Raw genomic sequence first — 22,329 nt, 5'->3', positions numbered from 1 at the left:
TGTAAGTAGTTTCTTCTACCTCATGGATAAATCTCGGTTTTAGACTTAAAAACCAAAAGCCAAAAAGCCACCATCGACGGTGATACATTGTCCAGTGATGAAAGATGCCCCAGGCATACAAAGAAATGCCACCAAACCCGCTACTTCTTCTGGTTCACCAACTCTTCCCATAGGTGTTTGGGACAGAACTAATTTGAGAAAATCTTGATTATCGAGTACAGACTCGGTTAGAGGTGTGCGAATAGCCCAAGGTGCTACGGTATTTACCCTAATACAATCGCCAGCCCATTCAACTGATAGCGATCGCGTCAGTTGATTTATGGCCGCTTTAGTCATACCATAAGGAGCGCCTGTACGATTCGAGACTAAACCCGCCACAGAACTTATATTCACAATGCTACTGTTTTCCCCATTTTGCAGCAGAGGATAAAACAGACGGCACATTTCAAAAATTGATGTCTGGTTTGTCTGGATAATGAACTCATACTCAGCGGCTGTGTAATCTACTATTTTTTTGCTAATATTAGTTCCCACATTATTCACCAGGATGTCTAATTTATCCCAGTTTTTGCCAACCCGCTCAAAAATGGCTTGTCGCCCATCAGGGGTTGCAACATCTGCCGTAATCCCGTAAGCAGGTAATCCTGCTTTTTGCCAGATAATCAGTTGTTGGTGAATATCCTGAGAATTTCGCGCCACAATTGTCACTTCTGCACCCAGAGATAAAAATTCATTGGCAATAGCTAGTCCAATGCCTTTGGTGGCACCTGTAACCAGTGCTTTTTTTCCTGTTAATGTCCAGCGTAGATTTAGCCCGCCGTCAGCATCGCTCATTTGTAATTCTGCGGATTTTTTGATTTTAAAAGTATCAACAACCTAAGAGTTTATCTTGGTGATGCCCAATGCGATCGCTTTTTGTCGTAATCTAGGCGATCGTAACCCCTAAACCATTGACTGCATCTGATTCCAATTCAACAAACTCATGTTTTTTTCAAATTCTCTAGAAAATCAACTCCAGCGCTGGAACGAAACCATTCGCAATCAGCCGAAAAATCCTAATGCTTACGTTCGCCGAGGTATGGTTAACTTTCAACTAGCCAAGATTGATGAATCTATTCAAGATTTTGATATGGCAGAACAACTGGATGAACGTATTAAACCTTACCTTTGGCAACGAGGATTATCGTATTATTATGCAGAAAGATTTGCTGAGGGCGCTCAACAGTTTGAAATAAATTTGACAGTAAATGCTCAAGATGTAGAAGAAACAGTATGGCGATATCTCTGCATAGCTCGTTCGTTAGGTGTTGAAGAGGCACGTAATTCTTTACTAAGTGTGAAAAACGATCCTCGACGAATTATGCAGCGCGTATATGATTTGTATGCAGGAAATTGTACCCCAGATGATGTTTTAACTGTTGGTCAATCAGAAGGTGTAAAGGGAAATTTTTACAGTCATCTTTACTTAGGATTATATTATGAAGTTGAGAATAATGTTGATTTGGCTCACGAATATATAGTTAAAGCTGCGGAGAATTACAAAATTGATGATTATATGTGGTATCTAGCACAGGTACATAGGAAGTTACGAGTATGAACTAGGTTTTTTTTAGATAAGATACCATCGCTATTTATTTGGGTTTAAAAATAGGCATAAATCTCTTCATCCATTTCTAAAACATCACTAAAATAAACGCTTGCATAGGCAATGTCATTTTGTAACCTTTCTTCGGAATAGCGATGTCTACCGAATTACGACTTTGACAAAGCATTAATGCTCTAGAATTTTATCGCGTAGGTGCTTAATGCGATCGCCTCTCACCGAAAACTTTCCCATCGTGCCTTTAGAGATAATCTAACTCACTTAACTTCGGATCTAGTGACAATCTCATATTTGGCTACGAGCAATTATTTGGGGCATTATTGGAATTACCACTTTTACAGTAATTTGAGCATCAATATTCAAATAACTTTAACAGATAGCAGGTTGACACTTTAGAGAGTGGCTCAAAATTCACCAGTTTATGCGGAATTGATACCAGCAATATTGAAGTTGATAGCAGTAATGTAACTTGTGACCAAAATTATGAACACAACCAAGAGATATTTTTTACCTCTGATTGCTGTAACAATTATTCTCGGACTCAGCAGTTGTAATTCTAACCCCACCACCAATAATACTGAGAGCCAAACGCCATCTCCTACCGCAATACCAAGCAGTACACTATCCCCAGAACCTATTACAACACCCACGAATAACTCATCTTCTTCCACTTCCAGCCAAATTCCTACCATCGCTCAGTTGAGAGAAAAATCTCCCAATGAAGAATCTCCAAAGGAAAATACGCCTTCCTCATCAACTCCTAGAACTGCCATTAGCAAAACTACCAACGTCACAATTTACACAAGTGATGTCCAATGTCAGGAATTAGTTCCAGAAAAGGTTTCCGTACCAGTCCAAGAACCAGTGACAAATGTAGTCGGTAAAATTATAGAAAAACGAGATACAAGTGACTTTAGCTTATCTGGGTATCGTGTGAATGTGGAAAATGGGATTGCTACAGTTGATTTGCGGATATCTCCTCAGTCTAAGCGGCAAATAGCTTCTCTTTCTAGTTGCGAACAGTTTGCTCTGTTTGGTAGTGTCCGGAAAACCCTCACAAGTAATGCCCAATGGAAGATAAAAGAAGTTCGCTTTACCGAGCGAGGTGAAGATATTGTTCTTTAAGTCAAATACTCCTACACTGACTTTCTTCCCAGTGTAGGATTTTCAATACCTTCCGGCGATATAGGGTTGGACATTGATTGAGCTTTAAAAATGATTCGGAAGTGCGAAAAAGGTATGTATTTTAGCCAATTGAAACCAGCTATAAATAATGGTATACTCTATACTAATATAAAGTTTATGGCTAACATGTACTTGCGGGTGTAATTCAGTGGTAGAATGTCACTTTCCCAAGGTGAACGTCGTGGGTTCGAGTCCCATCACCCGCTTTTAAAAAGTGTACATTAACTAATTATTTGTCATTCTTAAAATATTAATATCATTTTTAATAAGTTAGTCTCACTATTAATAATTAATCTCAATATGATTAATAATCCATAATTATATCCTAGATCTGCAACTTGAGGGTATATTTACGGAATTGACCCCGTGTCTGAATATTCTGTACTTTTGTACTTAAGTATATTTTACATCTATCTATGTTCAGGGTTGTCTAGTAAGCCAAGTTGGGAATCAAGGCGAAAAATTAAGATCGAGTCAAAAACAGCGATCGCTTCCACAATACTCTCAGTAGTATCCTAACTTTTGAACAATAAGATAGTACTGAACTGGGGTATTAATTAAAGTTTTGGTCTACTTGAAACCTACAAGACTTATCTTCTAGGAATATCCATTGGAGTATTGATTTTTAGCAAATACTTAAGTTGGATTAGTGAGTATCTAATTTTACATCTATTTACTAATTATTCGTTATTTTTTGTTAAACTTTTCAAAAGTCCGAAAAGCTTGCTCCAGCTTGTTTTGAGTCTTCGTTTTTCCACAAAAACACAATTTTTCAATCAAAGAGCTTCTCCGAAAACGTGGACAAATTGAATCTTTACTGTAGAATCAAAACCAACTTCAAGCATATAAAATACGTATTACTTTTGGAGGTAAGATTATTAATCCTTCTAGCAGCTTACCAGATGCCAAATTTACTCCGGAAGCAGACTCCTCAGTCTTGCAAATTTCGGGTGGGCATCCTTTGCGAGGTCATGTGAAAATTAGCGGGGCAAAAAATTCAGCATTGGTAATCATGGCTGGAGCCTTGCTATGTCCAGGCGATTGTCGCATCCGCAATGTTCCCTTATTAGCCGATGTAGAGCGGATGGCTCAGGTGTTATTGGCTTTGGGTGTACGTTTAACACGACAGGGTGACATCTTAGACATCAACGCCAGCGAAATTAAAACATCAAAAGCTCCCTATGAACTAGTTACCCAGTTGAGAGCGAGTTTTTTTGCCATTGGTGCGATTCTGGCAAGACTGGGAGTAGCACAGATGCCCTTACCAGGTGGTTGTGCTATTGGGGCAAGACCAGTTGATTTACATGTTCGGGGACTCCAAGCAATGGGAGCTGAAGTGCAGATTGAACATGGCATTTGTAATGCTTACGTCCCTGGTAGTAGCCGGAGATTAAAAGGAGCGAAGATTTACTTAGATATCGCCAGTGTTGGTGCGACAGAAAATTTGATGATGGCGGCTACCCTGGCAGACGGGGAAACGATCATCGAAAACGCTGCTAGAGAACCGGAAGTAGTTGATTTAGCTAACTTCTGTAACGCGATGGGAGCCAAAATTAGTGGGGCGGGGACTAGCAGAATTATTATTGAAGGAGTTCCTAAGCTGCATTCTATTGACTACAGTATTATCCCCGATCGCATTGAGGCAGGGACGTTTTTAGTGGCAGCAGCAATTACCCGCTCAGAACTTAGCCTCTCGCCTGTAGCTCCAGAACATCTCGTACCAGTAATTGCCAAGCTGCGGGATATTGGAGTAACCATCATTGAGGAATCACCTGAACACCTACGTATCCTCCCAGCACAAACCCTCAAGGCAACAGATATTGAAACCCAATACCATCCAGGTTTTCCCACTGATATGCAAGCGCCATTCATGGCTTTGCTGACATTGGCCGAAGGCGACAGCGTAATTAACGAATCTGTCTTTGAAAATCGCTTGCGTCATGCATCAGAGTTGAATCGTTTGGGAGCAGATATTCGTGTCAAAGGCAATGCTGCTTTTGTTCGGGGAGTCCCGAAACTCTCTGGCGCACCAGTATTAGGTACAGACTTGCGAGCTTCAGCAGCACTAGTCTTAGCAGGACTAGCGGCAGAAGGACAAACCACAATTCAGGGATTACAGCACCTCGATCGCGGTTACGATCGACTTGATATGAAGTTGCAGCAATTGGGGGCTAAAATCCTACGGGTGGGCGAAACATCATCAGATGCAGAACTTGCTCCCAGCATCAGTAGCCTGTCAAGTTGAAATTGATAGGCTACTGACGCGGGGATGGGGGGGATGAGGGTGATGAGGGGGATGAGGCGATAAACAAAACTCCTAACTCAGCACTCTTAACGCCCAATCCCCCCTACTTAAATCGTTATACTAACTGTGGGAGGCGGTTATTTAACCAGCCAGATTCCATAAGTTGTATTTTTTATAGCTTGCTGCACTATGTCTTTCTTCAAAACCCCACTGATTGGTTTAAAAGCTGACTCTTTTCGTCATCCATTAGACCTAGAAGCAACTAGAGCGCTTAAACAGATACCAGGCATAGATATGTTGGTGCGAAATTGGCTCGGACCAATGGCAGAGCAGGTTTTTTATGTCGAAAATATTGCCTCAAGTATTCTGGTGGGTGAAAAACAACTGCCGGATTTACACAAGTTGTTGTTAGATGCTTGTCAAATACTGGATATCGAGCCTCCTCAATTGTACGTCCGGCAACATCCGGCTCCCAATGCTTATACTTTTGCTGTACGGGGCAAGCAGCCGTTTGTTGTGCTACATACATCCCTAATTGATATCCTCACACCAGAAGAAATTCAAGCAGTAATTGCCCACGAGTTGGGACATCTTAAGTGCGATCACAGTGTTTACTTAACGCCTGTAAATTTACTAATATTAGCTGCCGCAATTGTGCCTAATGTCGGAGGCTTCATAGCCCAAGCAATACAAGCACAACTTTTGGAATGGGTACGATGTGCTGAGTTTACCTGCGATCGCGCCGCCTTGTTAGCAACCCAAGACCCCAAAGTTGTCATGTCCGTGCTAATGAAACTTGCTGGTGGTTCTCCCACCTTAGCCCCACAACTAAATCTTGATGCCTTTGTCGCCCAAGCTCGCGCTTACGATGATATTAGCAAGACTGAACTCGGCGAAATGGTCAAAGCTGCCCGCACAGCCCAATTAAGCCATCCAGTCCCAGTACTACGGGCGCGAGAAATTGACCGCTGGGCAAGTAGCACAGAATATCAATCTTTAATTCAAGATCGCGGATTGAAGTCTACGAATAATGAAGTTCTAGCTAAAGGCGGTTGGCGAAACTGGTAGACCTACTGAGCCAAACCAGTTTATTTTTGAATTTTAAATTGTTAACTTTCTAGCTCTGTCTTCAAAAGCGAGGTCTTACCTCGCTAACAGACTGTTGTTGCTATCTTTCTCCTGCAAATAGGCTATGCGAACAGGTACTTCAAACAAGTAAAAGTTAAGCAAAGGAAGAGACAACAACAAGCGATAGACTGGTTCTTTAGATCTACAACTAAGAGTAATTATTGGTATTATCACCAGAAGAATTTACTCTTTTATGACTGCAACTATCCCCAGAAGAATTATTTAGATAGGTTGCTTTAGAATAACTCAGTCAGAGTTACTTACTTCTCCATCTTGAGCAATAAATCTATGATTCCTTAAGCTTTCTTAATCCCATAATCAGGTTAAAAAACATCTCATCACTTAACCCACAGGCGCTACCATGACAGTTATACCTAAGGCCGATCGCTTTCAACCCATTAATCTCTTTGAGTACGAAAAACTGGCAAAACAGCATCTATCCCAAATGACCCTTGATTATTACAGCAGTGGTGCTTGGGACGAAATCACCTTGCGAGACAATCGCACTGCCTTTGAGCGAATCAAGCTGCGACCTCGGATATTAGTGGATGTTAGCGATCGCCATTTAAATACCTCCATTTTAGGACAACCCCTGCAACTACCTCTATTGATTGCACCAATGGCTTTTCAATGTCTAGCTCATCCAGATGGAGAAGTTGCGACGGCGATCGCTGCGGCATCGGCTGGTGTAGGTATGGTGTTAAGTACAATGGCAACAAAGAGTATTGAAGAAGTAGCCACTGCATCGGAACAGTTTCCAGATTCCCTACGCTGGTTCCAGCTTTATATCCACAAAGACCGAGGATTGACTCGTGCTTTGGTAGAAAAAGCCTATAAAGCGGGTTACAAAGCACTTTGTCTGACCGTCGATGCACCTGTTCTCGGACAGCGGGAAAAAGATAGACGTAATGAGTTTGCCTTACCTTTAGATTTACATTTGGCTAATCTCGCCACTATTTCAGGGCTAGATATTTCCCATGAAAAAGGCGAATCTGGATTATTTACCTATTTTGCTCAACAACTAAATCCCGCAGTAACTTGGATGGACTTGGAATGGTTGCAGTCCATATCTCCATTACCCTTAGTACTTAAAGGAATTTTACGCTCAGATGATGCAGTGCGGGCTGTGGAATATGGAGCCAAAGCAATTGTTGTTTCTAATCATGGTGGCAGACAACTCGATGGGGCGATCGCTTCTTTAGATGCCCTAGCTGAAATAGTAGCAGCAGTCAATGGTAGAGTAGAAGTACTACTGGATGGAGGTATCCGTAGGGGCACAGACGTTCTCAAAGCTCTGGCATTAGGAGCAAAAGCGGTACTAATCGGACGACCCATTTTGTGGGGACTAGCAGTAGCAGGACAAGCTGGTGTATCTCATGTCATCTCACTTCTACAAGACGAGTTAAGTCTCGGAATGGCACTTAGCGGCTGTGCCAAGCTACAGGATATTGACCCTAGTTTATTAACGCTCCCACCCATGAAGCGTTAAAACTAACTAAATCTCAAGAAGAATAAAGGACAAAAATCACTATTAAAGCTTACAGCGCTCAAATAACCAGACATTCTGAGGGTAGACCATAACAAAGGTCTGTCTAGGTACTTTACATCTATTAACCCAAAAAAACTTTGAGAATCAATTTTTAGACTTCTTGTTGCAAACTCAGAAAATCGAGTTATAATAGGAAAGTTGAATATAAGGGCGGGTGGCGAAACTGGTAGACGCACCACACTCAAAATGTGGCGACCTTGCGGTCATAGGAGTTCGATTCTCCTCCTGCCCACTACCAAAAAATATAACAAATTTCTGCATATAAGTTATGCGTTAGCCGATTTCCTTTCATGCGTCATCATCTCGTTGGTGAAAAACTATTGTCGTGGGAAAATCAGTATCCTTTGTAGGAAACTGGTTTGAAGACCCTTATTAAACAAATATCCTGATGAAGGAACAGGTGTCAATACTTTTCGGTTAAACCCAATAATCTCTCTTTTGGTCTGGGGAAAGGTTAAAGGGTAATGGGGAAAGGGAAATTCAAACCCTTTCCCTTTCCCCTTTCCCCATTAACCGAAAAGTATTGGAACAGGTGTTATTTTTCTGGAAAAATTGTCATTTTAAAAAATCAAGAAATTACGTTCAAAAGTGTGTTATACTCTGTAGTACATAAGAATACTAAAAAACAATATTAAATACCAGAGAGAGCAAACATTATGCAGCTCAAAAGATGGGAATCTCCGCGTAAAGAGGGGAGGAATGATAAAGGTCGAGGTGGTTCTGCTAGAAAGCGGCAACTCAAGAAGCAAAGACAAATGTTACGGCAAAGACTTAAGGAAGCTAAGACATTAGATGAGAAGAATAATAATCAAGGGGGGAAGATAAACTTATCTTCCCCTTTTTTTGGGTTGTGCTTGCAGCAAAATATAAATTGAATTAAATCTGTCAGAATTCTGAAAAAACAATAAAAAATAAAATTATTAACCTTTTAAAAAAGTAAGTATAATACAGCTTTTTAACTGCATACAGACCCAATACTGCTCAAAGAAGCAGGGGAGGCAAAACTCAACGCCAGCCTCCATTTCTTACCCTGCTCAAGAACAGCTTGCCTCAACCAAGAAATTGCAAAACCTACGCAGTATTGAAATCCTTCCCGACTGGACGTTGGGCGTAACTTGCTTTCACGAAGTGGGACGGACAAACTCAGCCCAGTGTCCATCATAATAAAAAGGAAATGGCACAGAAATCCTGTTTTCTGCCCTCTGGCTTCAATAGTCCTAATGTAAAAACTCACGATCTCAAATCAACTATGAAAATACTTGACATTAACCCAGGAATAAGTGCTATATTAATTAGCGTGAGTTCATTGGGGCGTCGCCAAGTGGTAAGGCAGCGGGTTTTGGTCTCGCCATCCCTGGGTTCGAATCCTAGCGCCCCAGTTTAGATAGAAGACAGGAATAAAATCCTGTCTCTTTAAATTTTTATTTGTAAGTGAAGAGCCATTTTATTAGGGTCACTTGTCAGGCGTATGAAGAGCTTGATCTAGAATCTGTCGGGCTTGTTCTGCTTTAGTTCGTGCTTCCTGGTAACGCACATTAGCTTGAGCAAAACTTTTGAGAACTTTAAAGCCTTCCTTGAGTCGAGTAATTTCCTCTTCACTCACTGGTTCGTCAGTGAACAGAATATCAACTGCTTTACGAATTTCCAATGCTTCAGATCGTGACTCCTGAACTTTCAGCTTGAGCGTGGCCAAGTTACTCAAAACCTGAACAGCTTGTGTAATTGTATCTTCACCATTAGCAGCGTCAATATTTGGCTCTTTAACCTCAATTAATTGTTGAGGGCCAAATCCTTCTTCTAGTTCCGTGGGTAGTTTACCTGCATCCATCAGTTCCATCAACTGATCCATTGCTTTATCACGAGCTTTGGCTGAATCTTTTCCAGAAACAGTGAGGATAATTTCTGGGCTTTGAGCGAGAGTATACTGAACCATATTTAGGCAGAAAATTTGCTGGTTAACCAAGCCTAGGAAGATAATCTTAACATATTGCGTGTCAGCTTATTTGTTAGTTTATTTATGCTCTTGACAAGTGGCTCAAAATAAAACTTTATACTTAAAAAAAGAAGAGTAAATTTTCGCAGGAGGGGAAAGAAATGACTCTTAATCCCACCATTATGCAAGCTGTGGAGCAACTGGGTTATCGTGTTACCGTTGGTGATGTGGCAACTCAGGCAGGATTGAACGTTACTGAAGCGAATCTTGGGCTGTTAGCCTTAGCATCTGATGCAGGTGGACATTTGCAAGTAGCGGATTCAGGTGATATTGTCTACTTATTTCCCAAAAATTTCCGATCGATTTTACGTAATAAATACTTCCGGTTACGATTACAGGAATGGTGGAAAAAAGTCTGGGGTGTTTTATTTTACCTGATTCGCATTTCTTTTGGAGTTTTCTTAACTCTTTCCATCGCTCTCATAACTATTACCATCATTATTATCATCACTGCTGCCAATTCAGACCGTGACAACAATGGGAGTGGTAATTCCAGAGGTGGTGGTGGGTTCTTCTATTTCCCCAATTTATTCTGGTATTTTAGCCCAGATTATGGCACCCACTACCCGGAACGCCGACATGAAAGGCGAGAACAAAGCGAGTTAAATTTCTTTGAAGCTGTGTTTTCGTTTTTGTTTGGCGATGGTAATCCTAATGCCAACTTAGAAGAACGTCGCTGGCAAGAAATTGGTACGGTGATTCGGAGTAACCGTGGCGCTGTGGTAGCAGAACAAATTTCCCCATATCTAGATGACATTGGTGAAGCATATAAAAGAGAGTACGAAGATTATATGCTGCCTGTTCTGACGCGTTTTAATGGGCAACCAAAGGTAAGTGACCAAGGACAAATTGTATATTATTTCCCAGAATTGCAGATAAGTGCAGCTAAAAAGCTTCGCCATTCAATATCAGATCATTTGCAGGAATTTCTGTGGCGTTTTAGTGCCGCAACTTCAGGACAAATTATGCTGAGTGCTGGCTTGGGTTCACTAAATTTGGTTGGTGCTTTAGTACTGGGAAATTTATTGAGAGATGGTACTGCTGCGGCGCAATTAGGTGGACTAGTGGCTTTTGCACAAGGAATTTATTGGCTGTTATTGGCTTACGGAATAGGTTTTTTGGGTATACCGTTATTGCGTTATTTCTGGATTCAGTGGCAAAATCAAAAAATTGTTGCACGGAATCGCGATCGCCTTTCTCGCGCTAGGCTATTAGAAAGTGCGGATAGTTCTTTGCAGCAAAAGATTGACTACGCCCGTCAGTTTGCCGCCGAAAAAGTTATTGGCAAGGAAGACTTAGTGTATTCCACTGAAACCGATTTAATAGACCAAGAAGTTGAACGTTCTGCACAAATTGATGCTGAATGGCAACGGCGGTTAGATGAATCTTGATTCTAAATTGTGAACCAAGAGCGTAGAGGATTAGGTATTTGAGCTTAAGATAAAACTAAATTCTGCAAGAACACGGCAATGTCATCTACTGCTCAAGGTATTCCTGGATTACCCGATTTGACGCATCCAATTGAGCTTGTCCAATTTGGAACTCAAGCACTCAAAGCTTCGCTATTATTAGTATTTTTACTTATAGCTTTAGGAATTGCGATCGCTCTGGTAAGTTTTTCACTACGTCGCTACGAGCCGGAAAGTGTCATTTTCATTGGCGAATGGGCTATTCGTTATTCCCAACTGTTGCGGGGATTACAGCATTTAATTCTAGTATTAATTCTATTAGTACCGGGATTTTTCCTCTGTTCAACTTTGAGCAATCGCTATCACTACTGGGAACAAGCAAGGGTGGCTCAAGTAGCTGAAAGTGTTGCAGGTGACAAGCTCGAACAATTTGCCCCGCAAGTGCGTTACTCTATTCAAGAGCCATATACATATACCACCCAAGTGAATGGCAAGATAGTTAAAGTCAATGATACGCGAGAGATTAACCGATTTTTGACTTTGGCTGGTTCGCAAATTCAAGTCAAGCTTGACCAAAGCGTAGATGTTCCCGGTCGCAGTTCAGTTTATCGCGTGGAATATACTGCTGACTATAAAGTAGTGAACCAACTCCAAGATGTTAATAATTTCTTCTTTGAAGCACCACCACCTAACGGCTACTCACTGCTTTCTAGCTACAAAGTAGAGCGTGACGGTACTAGGCTGCAACAAACGAATCCGGGAGACTATGGCTTTCCCTTTCGTTTACAACCAGGAGAACAAACCAGCTTTCTAGTTACCTATCAAGCTCAAGGAGGACCGCGCTGGGTTTATAGTGCAGATGGACAGTTGCTTTCCAAGTTCCGCCTCACAGCAATTGCCAACTTTGCTCCGGCTGATTTTGCCAGTGGTATTGTACCTAATGAGATTAAAGTTGATGGGCACAGCACTCGATTTACTTGGATATTTGACGATAATGTTTCAGTCAAAAATCCATTTGGAGTATTTACTAACACTGAACCCATTCGTCATACTGGCATCATTCCGCGGCTTTTGTTGCTAGCACCAGCAATATTTCTGTGGTGGATATTGCTGTTATACTTGTCACTGCCAATGAGTTTTAAAAATATAGCGATCGCTGCTAGTATTTTCTTTGCTTGTCTGCTGACTTTGACCTATCTGGCTCGTTTGATGAATGCTCAATTGGCTTGGACTTTAATTTCCCTCATCTTGCTACTTTTAACATGGGGATTAGGTGCAAGTCGTAGTACTTCCCTGGCTGCTATCATCTGCACCATTGCTGGAGCAGTATTACCCATCTTTGGATTATTAGTACCGTTCACTGGTCTCACCCTCAGCTTAGCGGGTTTGCTTTCAGTTGTTTGGCTAGCAGTTCGTCATTGGTACGGCTGGTACAGTTTGCATCCAGAAGACCAAAGATTGCAGGTTCAGAGAAATGTTAGAGATTAGGGAACTCTAAGAAATAAAAATAACTGCTTGAAGTTGTTGACTGTTGACTGTGAACAGTGGGATATTTTTTTATTTGTCAGTCCCTGAACTTAGATAAAGCTAGATGTCATTTAGGCGATCGCGCTCAGTCGGTTATGATTAACGAAGTTTTAACTAACACTACTTATGGATCGTGATTTACTGGCTTTTTTTGCGGCTGCTGGGTTACTCATCCTTTATCTTCTCTTCTCAGCATTAACTGAAATGGGTACTAAACTCCCCTGGAAGAAATAAGCTAATGGAGTGATGAATTAAGGAATTGGCAGTTTCTAAAATCAACAATATGTAAGTTGAATATGCTCGAATCACTAAAAGATTTACACTTCTCAATGTGATTAGTCTTGGAAAAATTAGTAAACATCCTTTACGCTAAGTTAATAAACTTAATTGATCGAGAAAATGCCAAATGCACGATCCCCAAAAGAACCAAATTAAAATTGAGCCGGCAACCCTCGTTTTGATTGTCTCTGTCTTAATACTCTTACCTCTGCTGGTTGTTGGTTTTTTCTCACAGTGATAGCTAGAGGACAAGAGGCAGAAGGTAAAATCAGAAGAGCTGTAAAGCCCTCATGTAGAGACGCGATTTATCGCGTCTAAAAAACTGACACCTTAGAGAGACGCGATAAATCGCCGTCAAGACAGATAATCTACTTGTCAAGTATTCCTTAACAGACTACTATTTCCGATTTGTGTTTATACCGTACCCTTTATAAGGAGAGGAAGGCTAGAGACAGAATGAAGTTTTGCATATTATTTAATCCACGTTCCTTAGCATAACTATCTGTACGATTACTCGTTTACCACCGGAAGGGAAAATAATTTATTTACTCTCAGAAAATTAGGTCATTATTAAACCATTTATGTCCCTAATCTAAGGGGTGTTTTATAGAGATTTATCTTGTTAAATAATAAAAATACAATATTTAGTAAAAAGACCTCATTTTCACTAGCGTTGTCTTAAGATAATCAGACAGAGGTAATTCCTAAATAGTAATAATAAAGTCCCTTTGGGATTTCCTAAATTTGGAAAAAATTAAAAATATAAGTGATTAATTAAATAACCCAAATCAAATAGTTTGATTTGGATAACATCCAAATGAAATAAAAGGAGACATCGAAATGGCTAAACTCACAATTTCTGACTTACATCAGAATAGTTCTGCTCTATTATCTGATTCGGAAAACTATATTCGAGATCTGTCTGAAGGAGAAATTAATGTTAAAGGTGGGTTCCTTGCATTGTTAGTAGGCTTGGCAATATTGTTGTATGCAACCGATGCCTACTAAAAATTTTAGAGTTTAGGGACTGACAAATAAAGAAATATCCCAACTTTTCTTGTGGGATGGGTGTCCCCACCCGTCCCAGATTTAAGACAAAGATGTCCACCCTACAAGATGGATAATTTATTTATTAGAAGTCCCTTACTGAAAAATAACTCTAAATAATCCTAGTACGATCGCCTTTTGTCTCAGGTGCGTTACGCTACCGTTAACGGACGCACCTCATCACCTCAAAACTACTTAGGTAAAACTTGGCGCAATGCTGCTATTAGTTGGTCAACACTTTCTTTGCGACTATTAAAGCCCATTAGTCCTACGCGCCAAACTTGACCCGCTAGTTCGCCAAGACCACCGCCAATTTCAATATTATGTTCATTGAGTAACTGCCGAGCGATCGCTTTACCATCTACTCCTTTTGGAATGCTGACAGTAGTAAGGGTTGGCAGTCTGTATTCCCGCTCAACATGCATACTCAATCCTAAGTTTTCCAACTCTTCCCAGAGATACTCTACATTCTTTTGATGACGCTGCCAGCAGTTTGCTAATCCCTCTTCGGCAACTAAACGCAGTGCTTCCCGCAATGCATAGTATAAGTTAATCGGTGCTGTGTGGTGATAAACGCGATCGCTGCCCCAATACTTACCCAGCAAAGACATATCTAAATACCAATTTGCAACTTTCGTCCGGCGCTGTTGCAATTTCTCGGCTGCACGTTGACTCATTGTAAAAGGCGAAGCACCAGGCGGGCAACCCAAACCTTTTTGGCTACAACTATAAGCGAGGTCAACTCCCCATGCATCCAGGAACAAAGGGACACCACCCAGACTTGTTACCGTATCCACTAGTAGTAAAGTGCCAAATTCACGACACAAATCAGCAACTCCTTCCAAAGGTTGCCGTGCGCCGGTAGAAGTTTCGGCATGAACCAAAGCTAGAATAGCTGGACGATGAGTTTTTAGAGCAGTTTGTAGTTCTTCTAAGTTGAAAACTTGTCCCCAAGGCTTGGTAATGGTTCGCACATCAGCGCCATATCGTCCAGCCATATCCACAAGGCGATTACCGAAATAACCTGCTACACCAATCAAAACCATATCACCGGGTTCTACGCTATTGGCGATGGTTGCTTCCATTGCGGCTGTTCCCGTACCGCTAACTGCAATGGTAAGTGAATTTTGGGTTTGCCATACGTAGCGTAGCAACGACTGAATTTCATCCATGAGTGCGAGAAAAGCCGGGTCAAGATGCCCAACTGGTGAAGTATTCATCGCTTGGAGAACTGTGGGATGGGCATTTGAGGGACCAGGCCCCAACAGTAAACGAGATGGGATTTCTAAAGGTGAGAGTTGTAAGCGCCCAGAATCGTTAATTGAAATTGTTGGCGTCATAATGTGTGTTCGCTTAGACGATACTTACCGAATCATAAAGCGATGGCTTCGCCAACGCCAGAGGCGATCGCATCACCGATGTTTGAGTGAGTCTAAAATTTAGGTTAATCTCTCATTTACAGCAAGAAGGGATGACCAGAAAGTATTACAGTAATTGAATGAAGCATGTGAAAGTGTACTTATTCATTGATTAAAAAGATAGAATCATGGTTTTTACAGGCAAACGACCCAACAATTTAGGTGTTAATGATGGGAAATTAGCACCTTGTCCTAACTCTCCTAACTGTGTTTGCAGTCAGAGTACAGATGCAGTCCACAAAATTACACCGCTGAGTTTTAGATCTACCCCAGATCAAGCGATTGCTAATTTAAAAAAGATTATTCAGTCTTTACCAAGAACTAAAATAATTACCGAAAACCAAGACTATTTATATGCAGAATTTAAAAGTGCCTTGTTGGGATTTGTAGATGATGTAGAATTCTATCTAGATCGGAATGCTAATGTTATCCAAGTCCGTTCAGCCTCACGTTTAGGTCAGAGTGATTTAGGTGTTAATCGTCAAAGAATAGAGACAATTAGAGAGAAGTTAAAGTAATTTTGGTTCAACTCGATTAAAATACATCTGCGATCGCTATCTTTGTGAAACTTAATTTGTTTAAAAACTTTGACTCTCGACCCAGACTCATATTTGCTGTGGGAGTTGCTGTATTAATTTCAGTCATACTTCCACCTTTTCTGCACTTACCCACTCGCATTCTCTGCGCTTGGAACTCCGGTACTGACTTTTTCTTAGCCATAACTTGGTGGAAGATGATTAAGGCTAATCCAGAAAAAATTCGCCGTTATGCTGAGAATGAATATGAAGGGCATTTGGCTATCTTTCTGCTAGTGATAGCTGCGGCTTGTGCTAGTGTTTTAGCTATTGGGTTTTTATTAACTGATAAAAAAGGGTTGTCAACAATTCTGCTTACCCTACATGTCATACTTTCAATTATGACGATTGTTGGTTCTTGGTTACTAGTGCATACGATGTTCGCCGTGCAATATGCACACAGCTATTACAAATATATTAATCGTCATAATAGTCAAGAAATCACCAAAGGTTTAGATTTTCCTAATAACGACTATCCAGACTACTGGGAATTTTTATATTATTCATTTGTAATTGGCATGACTAGCCAAGTTTCAGATGTCCAGACAACATCACCTGACATGAGGCGCTTGACGTTGCTACATGGAATATTATCTTTCTTTTTCAACACCACCATTCTAGCGATGAGTATTAATATTATTGCATCGTTAATTTAAAAGTATGATTATTGTAAATTAAAAGATTGAACGAACCGTATAAACGCAGAGAGACTTTCCCAGGGTAGGAGGTAAAGAGAAAGAAGAAATGCTTAGGGATTTCCAACTAAAAAAATATTCCATCGTTGTGTATGCAGAGGAGGCAGAGGAAGCAGAGGAGAAAGAATCTGCCACTATGAAAATGGGATAATTTATTTTCTGGAAGTCCCTTAACTTAAATAAACCGTATCGATCCATAATTCAATTGTTTAATGTTGATTAGGGTAGGCAAAATGCCCAATCCACAACCTAGTAGGATGCGTGAGGGCTTTAGCCTAACACAACATATAACATTGAACACATTGCTATCAATACCTAATGCCCAATGCCCCATACCCAATACTAATTAGATGTTGTAGTTGATTTATTTCCTTTTGGTACAACTAGCACCTTATCAACGCGGTTACCATCCATATCCATGACTTCAATTCGCATACCTTCCCATTCAAAATGATCTGCTGCTGCGGGAATACGACCTAAATGAGTGATGACAAAACCGCCTAAGGTTTGATAGCTACCACGTTCTTCAGATTCCCACTCTTCCATACCGAAAAGTTCCAAAAAATCTTCTACAGCCAACATTCCATCCAAAAGCCAAGAGCCATCTTCGCGTTGTACAGCTTGTGGTTCATCCTGTCCATCCATAGAAGGAACATCACCCACGATTTCGCTCATGATGTCGTTGAGAGTCACTAATCCTTGAATCACGCCGTATTCATCGACTACCAACGCCATATGAGTAATAGTTTGCTTAAACAATTCCAAAACTTTCAAGCCACGGGTGCTTTCTGGTACAAATACGGGTTGTCGCAATCCGACTGTCAAGTCTAGGGGTTCACCTCGAAAACTCCTAGCTAATAAGTCGGTGACTGGAATTACACCCAACACATTATCAAGTCCCGCCTGACAAACTGGATAACGAGAATAGGCACTATCAACCATTTTTTGGCGATTTTCTTCAGCAGTGTCATCCAAGTCTAGCCAGACGATATCGGGACGGGGTGTCATTAAATAGCTTACAGGGCGATCGCCTAAACGAAAAACCCGCTCCACCATATCCTGTTCGGCTTCCTCAAAGGTTCCCGCCTCGGTGCCTTGCTCGATTAAGATTTTAATTTCTTCTTCGGTGACTTGTGGCTCTGTAGAAGCTGTGATTCCGAGGATTCGCAAAATTAAATCTGTAGAAGCACTTAAGAGATAAACTACTGGAGAAGCGATCGTCGCCAAGGCTTGCATTGGAATAGCTACAATCGATGCAATCCTTTCTGGATTGTTTAATGCCAGACGTTTTGGGACTAATTCGCCAACAATCAGTGAGAAATAGGTAATGAGTAAAACCACTATTCCAAAAGATATCGGTTCGCTATAAGGTGCTAACAAAGGGATAAGTCGCACATAAACTGCCAGTCGAGCAGCAATTGTTGCTCCTCCAAAAGCACCAGTCAGGATACCGATCAGAGAAATACCCACTTGGACGGTTGACAGGAAATGATTTGGAGACTCAGCTAGTTTCAATGCTGCCTTTGCCTTGGCATCTCCTTGATTGGCAAGTTGTTGTAGTCTAACTTTCCGGGCTGAGACAATTGCCATCTCAGACATCGAAAATACGCCATTGGCAATGATTAGCACCAAGATGATTAAAATTTCAAAAGTGATGGAGGACATGTTTAAAATTGCCGCTTATCAGAGCGAATGTAGCTCAATCCTTAGTATCTAGTATTAAAGGTGCTTCGATAAATGCTTTGACTATATACAAAGTAATAGTTAATTGTTGACGGTTGACGGTTGATTGATGAGAGCCAGTTGCTTGGACTCTTGGAACCATCAAGAGCGTATTTTAGACTGTTAACTGTCATCAGTCATCAGTTATCAGTTTTAAAATGGTGGACATAAACTGCCTAAATATTTTCTGAACTGCCAAGACTTCCATTGCTAGTAGAACTTTATGTCATTTTCTTCTATTGTGCGTGCCTTAGGGCGATCGCCGCTCACCACTGAATTTATTTCTAAGCTAAATCGCCAAAAAGAATTGCGGTTAAATGGCATTCCCCGGCTGCCTAAGGGTTTGGTAGCCTCAGCATTGGCACAAACTCAAGGCAGGAATTTGTTCGTGGTATGCGCCACTCTGGAGGAAGCTGGACGCGTTTACGCCCAATTAGAAGCAATGGGATGGCAAACAGTACATTTTTACCCCACGTCTGAAGCATCTCCCTACGAACCTTTTGACCCGGAAACTGAAATGAGTTGGGGGCAAATGCAGGTATTGGCAGATTTGGTAACTGGGGACTGGGGGCTGGGGGCTGGGGATTGGGGACTGGGGACTGGTGAGAAGGGGATAAGTGGACAAGGGGATCAGGTAACTAGAGGAATAACTAATACCACTACCCCAATACCTAATTCCCTATCCCCAATCCCCAGTACCGGAGCGAAGCGACCTTTGGCAATTGTGGCTACTCAAGGGGCGTTGCAACCTCATTTGCCACCACCAGAAGCTTTTCAAGAATTATGTCTGACCTTGAAACGGGGAATGGAATTAGATCTAAATGCTTTTAGTGAAAAAATAACTATTTTGGGGTACGAACGGGTGCCTCTGGTGGAAACGGAAGGACAATGGAGTCGGCGGGGTGATATTGTTGATGTGTTTCCGGTTTCATCGGAGTTTCCAGTCAGGTTGGAATGGTTTGGCGACGAAATCGAACAAATACGGGAATTTGACCCAGCAACTCAACGTTCTGCCCTGGATAAAGTTGAGCAGTTAGTTCTGACTCCAACTAGCTTTGCTCCCATCATTATGGCAGCACTGAAAGAGAGTGATGAGTTCCGAGTGTTGAGTGCTGAGTTAAATTCTGACTCAGAACTGGCTGAAGACCCCGCTATCGCTAACAGCACTCCTAACTCAGGACTGATTGAAGGTAGTCGTCGTTTTTTGGGGTTAGCGTTCGAGCAACCAGCCTCTCTGTTAAACTACTTACCAGAAAATACTCTGATTGCCATTGATGAGCCAGAACAATGTCATGCTCATAGCGATCGCTGGGTAGAAAATGCCGAAGAACAATGGAGACTGGGGACTAGGGACTGGGGATTGGGGACTGGGGAAGAGTCTAACCAATTACCAAAAATTCATCGCTCTTTTGATGAATGTTTGCTTGATGTTGCAAAATTTCAAACGTTATATTTATCGGAACTGGCAGAAGAAAATGATGGAGTTAATCTTGCTAGCAGATCTGTGCCAGTTACGCCACATCAGTTTGCGAAATTAGCCGAAACTATCCGCCAAGAACGCGATCGCAATTTCTCAATTTGGTTGCTTTCGGCTCAACCTTCGCGTTCTGTCTCGCTGTTGCAAGAACATGACTGTCCGGCTCAATTTATTCCCAATCCCCGCGATTATCTGGCGATCGATAAGCTGCAAATTAACCATACTCCCATCGCCCTCAAATATTCTGGGCTGGCGGAATTAGAAGGCTTTATTCTGCCTACCTACCGTTTGGTAGTTGTCACAGATAGGGAATTTTTTGGACAGCATTCCTTAGCGACTCCCGGCTATATCCGCAAACGCCACAAAGCTACTTCCAAGCAAGTCGATCCCAATAAGCTACGTCCAGGGGATTATGTGGTTCATAGAAATCATGGTGTTGGTAAATTTGTCAAGCTGGAAAGTTTGACAATTAATGACGAAACCCGTGATTATTTAGTGGTGCAGTATGCTGACGGTTTATTGAGAGTTGCAGCCGATCAAGTCGGTGCCTTATCTCGGTTCCGCGCCGGCGGTGATAAAGCGCCAGAACTCAACAGGATGACTGGTAAAGCTTGGGAAAATACCAAGAATAAAGTCCGCAAAGCCATCAAAAAACTAGCGGTGGACTTGCTGAAACTTTATGCAGCGCGATCGCAACAACAAGGTTTTAGTTTCCCAGGTGATATGCCTTGGCAGGAAGAATTGGAAGATTCTTTCCCCTATCAACCGACAACGGATCAACTAAAAGCTGTACAAGACGTAAAACGTGACATGGAAAGCGATCGCCCAATGGATCGCTTAGTTTGTGGCGATGTCGGTTTTGGGAAGACGGAAGTGGCGATTCGTGCTGTTTTTAAAGCAGTCACCGCCGGTAAACAAGTGGCACTCCTTGCGCCAACAACTATTCTAACACAGCAACATTACCATACACTAAAAGAACGTTTTGCCCCCTACCCCGTAAATGTCGGCTTACTCAACCGTTTTCGTTCCGCTGAAGAACGCCGCGATATTCAAAAGCGATTGGCGACAGGTGAATTAGATGTAGTTGTTGGCACACATCAAATTTTAGGCAAAGGCGTATCATTCAAAGATTTAGGACTGTTGGTGGTAGATGAAGAACAGCGTTTTGGGGTGAACCAAAAAGAGAAAATTAAAAGCCTGAAAACTCAGGTTGATGTGCTTACCCTCTCCGCCACTCCCATTCCCCGTACCCTGTATATGTCTTTGTCGGGAATTCGGGAAATGAGTTTAATTACCACACCACCTCCAACCAGACGCGCAATTAAAACTCATTTATCACCGATTAATTCCGAAAGTATCCGCACGGCGATTCGTCAAGAATTAGACAGAGGTGGGCAGGTTTTTTATGTAGTTCCACGAGTTGATGGCATTGAAGAGACAACAGCTAACTTGAGACAAGTGATACCCGGAGCCAGATTTGCGATCGCTCACGGTCAAATGGATGAAAGCGAGTTAGAATCAACCATGCTCACCTTCAGCAACGGCGATGCAGATATCCTGGTTTGTACGACAATTATTGAATCTGGCTTAGATATTCCACGAGTCAACACCATCTTAATTGAAGACGCTCACCGTTTTGGTTTATCTCAACTGTATCAATTACGCGGTCGTGTAGGACGTGCAGGTATCCAAGCTCATGCTTGGTTATTTTATCCCAAGCAACGGGCGTTATCTGATGCGGCACGGCAACGGTTACGAGCCATTCAGGAATTTACTCAACTAGGTTCTGGATATCAACTAGCGATGCGCGACATGGAAATTCGCGGTGTGGGTAACTTGCTAGGTGCAGAACAATCCGGTCAAATGGATGCCATCGGTTTTGATTTATACATGGAAATGCTAGAAGAAGCAATTCGGGAAATTCGCGGCCAAGAAATTCCCAAAGTGGAGGATACCCAGATCGATCTCAACCTCACGGCATTTATCCCAGCAGATTATATTACTGATTTGGATCAAAAGATGAGTGCTTACCGCGCGGTAGCTACAGCTAAATCTAAATCAGAATTAAAGCTAATTGCAGCTGAATGGGGCGATCGCTATGGTACTTTGCCAGTCCCTGCAAATCAACTGCTGCGAGTCATGGAACTCAAACAGTTAGCGAAAAAACTCGGATTTAGCCGAATTAAACCAGAACAAAAGCAGCACGTCGTTTTAGAAACCCCAATGGAAGAACCCGCTTGGAATTTGTTGGCGGCGAATTTACCAGACAATCTCAAAACGCGCTTTGTGTATTCTCCTGGGAAAGTAACGGTGCGCGGTTTAGGAGTTTTTAAAGCCGATCAACAATTGCAAAGTTTAATTGATGCTTTCGGGAGAATGCAAGGTGCGATTCCAGAGGCGGCTATTGTTTGATTGGGAGAAAAAGATTAGTCATCAAATGAAAACCTATGTCATTTTGAGTAGGCTGGAATTTTAAA

General features: G+C 41.8%; 16 protein-coding genes and 3 tRNA genes. 14 read left to right on the top strand and 5 right to left on the bottom strand.

Annotated elements, in window-relative coordinates; genetic code table 11:
* Positions 1 to 45 precede the first annotated feature (45 nt).
* Entirely contained in the window at positions 46 to 834 is a 789-nt protein-coding gene (locus ACFG4S_RS17385) for an SDR family oxidoreductase (RefSeq protein ID WP_392530315.1), read from the bottom strand.
* A gap of 148 nt (positions 835 to 982) precedes the next feature.
* On the opposite strand from ACFG4S_RS17385, the gene ACFG4S_RS17380 reads away from it, so the two are divergent.
* From ACFG4S_RS17380 to ACFG4S_RS17345, 8 genes are all read left to right on the top strand, one after another.
* Entirely contained in the window at positions 983 to 1,597 is a 615-nt protein-coding gene (locus ACFG4S_RS17380) for a tetratricopeptide repeat protein (RefSeq protein ID WP_392530314.1), read from the top strand.
* A gap of 489 nt (positions 1,598 to 2,086) precedes the next feature.
* Positions 2,087 to 2,728 carry a sporulation/spore germination protein gene (locus ACFG4S_RS17375; RefSeq protein WP_392530313.1) on the top strand — a complete coding sequence of 214 codons (642 nt, stop codon included), beginning with the start codon at positions 2,087 to 2,089 and terminating at the stop codon, positions 2,726 to 2,728.
* A 194-nt stretch (positions 2,729 to 2,922) separates the two neighbouring features.
* Positions 2,923 to 2,994 (top strand) — tRNA-Gly (locus ACFG4S_RS17370).
* Positions 2,995 to 3,665: 671 nt separating this feature from the next.
* On the top strand, positions 3,666 to 5,033 hold the full coding sequence (murA, locus tag ACFG4S_RS17365) for a UDP-N-acetylglucosamine 1-carboxyvinyltransferase (protein ID WP_392536013.1): 1,368 nt from the start codon (positions 3,666 to 3,668) through the stop codon (positions 5,031 to 5,033).
* Positions 5,034 to 5,222: 189 nt separating this feature from the next.
* On the top strand, positions 5,223 to 6,101 hold the full coding sequence (locus ACFG4S_RS17360) for a M48 family metallopeptidase (protein WP_392530312.1): 879 nt from the start codon (positions 5,223 to 5,225) through the stop codon (positions 6,099 to 6,101).
* A gap of 421 nt (positions 6,102 to 6,522) precedes the next feature.
* Positions 6,523 to 7,650 carry an alpha-hydroxy acid oxidase gene (locus ACFG4S_RS17355; RefSeq protein WP_392530311.1) on the top strand — a complete coding sequence of 376 codons (1,128 nt, stop codon included), beginning with the start codon at positions 6,523 to 6,525 and terminating at the stop codon, positions 7,648 to 7,650.
* 208 nt (positions 7,651 to 7,858) lie between these two features.
* A tRNA-Leu gene (locus ACFG4S_RS17350) sits at positions 7,859 to 7,942 on the top strand.
* Between the two features lie 1,075 nt (positions 7,943 to 9,017).
* A tRNA-Gln gene (locus tag ACFG4S_RS17345) sits at positions 9,018 to 9,089 on the top strand.
* A gap of 74 nt (positions 9,090 to 9,163) precedes the next feature.
* Here the strand turns inward: ACFG4S_RS17345 and ACFG4S_RS17340 are convergent.
* A complete protein-coding gene (locus ACFG4S_RS17340) occupies positions 9,164 to 9,643 on the bottom strand; it encodes a hypothetical protein (RefSeq protein ID WP_392530310.1) in 480 nt (159 codons plus the stop codon).
* Between the two features lie 161 nt (positions 9,644 to 9,804).
* On the opposite strand from ACFG4S_RS17340, the gene ACFG4S_RS17335 reads away from it, so the two are divergent.
* From ACFG4S_RS17335 to ACFG4S_RS17325, 3 genes are all read left to right on the top strand, one after another.
* On the top strand, positions 9,805 to 11,094 hold the full coding sequence (locus ACFG4S_RS17335; protein WP_392530309.1) for a hypothetical protein: 1,290 nt from the start codon (positions 9,805 to 9,807) through the stop codon (positions 11,092 to 11,094).
* Between the two features lie 78 nt (positions 11,095 to 11,172).
* Positions 11,173 to 12,600: a hypothetical protein gene (locus ACFG4S_RS17330; protein WP_392530308.1), complete on the top strand. Its 1,428-nt coding sequence runs from the start codon at positions 11,173 to 11,175 to the stop codon at positions 12,598 to 12,600.
* Between the two features lie 1,158 nt (positions 12,601 to 13,758).
* The gene (locus ACFG4S_RS17325) at positions 13,759 to 13,926 is read left to right on the top strand and encodes a hypothetical protein (protein WP_392530307.1); all 168 of its coding nucleotides are present in this window, start codon (positions 13,759 to 13,761) and stop codon (positions 13,924 to 13,926) included.
* Between the two features lie 230 nt (positions 13,927 to 14,156).
* On the opposite strand, the gene ACFG4S_RS17320 is transcribed toward ACFG4S_RS17325, so the two are convergent.
* Positions 14,157 to 15,305 carry an alanine--glyoxylate aminotransferase family protein gene (locus ACFG4S_RS17320; protein WP_392530306.1) on the bottom strand — a complete coding sequence of 383 codons (1,149 nt, stop codon included), beginning with the start codon at positions 15,303 to 15,305 and terminating at the stop codon, positions 14,157 to 14,159.
* 206 nt (positions 15,306 to 15,511) lie between these two features.
* Here ACFG4S_RS17320 and ACFG4S_RS17315 point away from each other — a divergent pair, with 206 nt between their 5' ends.
* Both ACFG4S_RS17315 and ACFG4S_RS17310 read left to right on the top strand, forming a co-directional pair.
* A complete protein-coding gene (locus tag ACFG4S_RS17315) occupies positions 15,512 to 15,901 on the top strand; it encodes a DUF1499 domain-containing protein (protein ID WP_392530305.1) in 390 nt (129 codons plus the stop codon).
* A 44-nt stretch (positions 15,902 to 15,945) separates the two neighbouring features.
* Complete coding sequence (locus tag ACFG4S_RS17310) at positions 15,946 to 16,614, top strand: DUF1345 domain-containing protein (RefSeq protein WP_392530304.1); 669 nt, start codon at positions 15,946 to 15,948, stop codon at positions 16,612 to 16,614.
* A 381-nt stretch (positions 16,615 to 16,995) separates the two neighbouring features.
* Here the strand turns inward: ACFG4S_RS17310 and ACFG4S_RS17305 are convergent, their stop codons facing one another.
* Positions 16,996 to 18,318 carry a hemolysin family protein gene (locus ACFG4S_RS17305; RefSeq protein ID WP_392530303.1) on the bottom strand — a complete coding sequence of 441 codons (1,323 nt, stop codon included), beginning with the start codon at positions 18,316 to 18,318 and terminating at the stop codon, positions 16,996 to 16,998.
* A gap of 34 nt (positions 18,319 to 18,352) precedes the next feature.
* The gene (locus ACFG4S_RS17300) at positions 18,353 to 18,478 is read right to left on the bottom strand and encodes a hypothetical protein (RefSeq protein WP_392530302.1); all 126 of its coding nucleotides are present in this window, start codon (positions 18,476 to 18,478) and stop codon (positions 18,353 to 18,355) included.
* 120 nt (positions 18,479 to 18,598) lie between these two features.
* On the opposite strand from ACFG4S_RS17300, the gene mfd reads away from it, so the two are divergent.
* Positions 18,599 to 22,264, top strand: a complete 3,666-nt coding sequence (gene mfd / locus ACFG4S_RS17295; RefSeq protein ID WP_392530301.1) for a transcription-repair coupling factor — start codon at positions 18,599 to 18,601, stop codon at positions 22,262 to 22,264.
* The last annotated feature ends 65 nt before the right edge of the window (positions 22,265 to 22,329 follow it).

Source organism: Nostoc sp. C117 (assembly GCF_043099735.1).
Taxonomy (GTDB): domain Bacteria; phylum Cyanobacteriota; class Cyanobacteriia; order Cyanobacteriales; family Nostocaceae; genus Nostoc.
The sequence above is the reverse complement of the archived record's forward strand: the minus strand, read 5'-3'. Positions and strand labels throughout refer to the sequence as shown.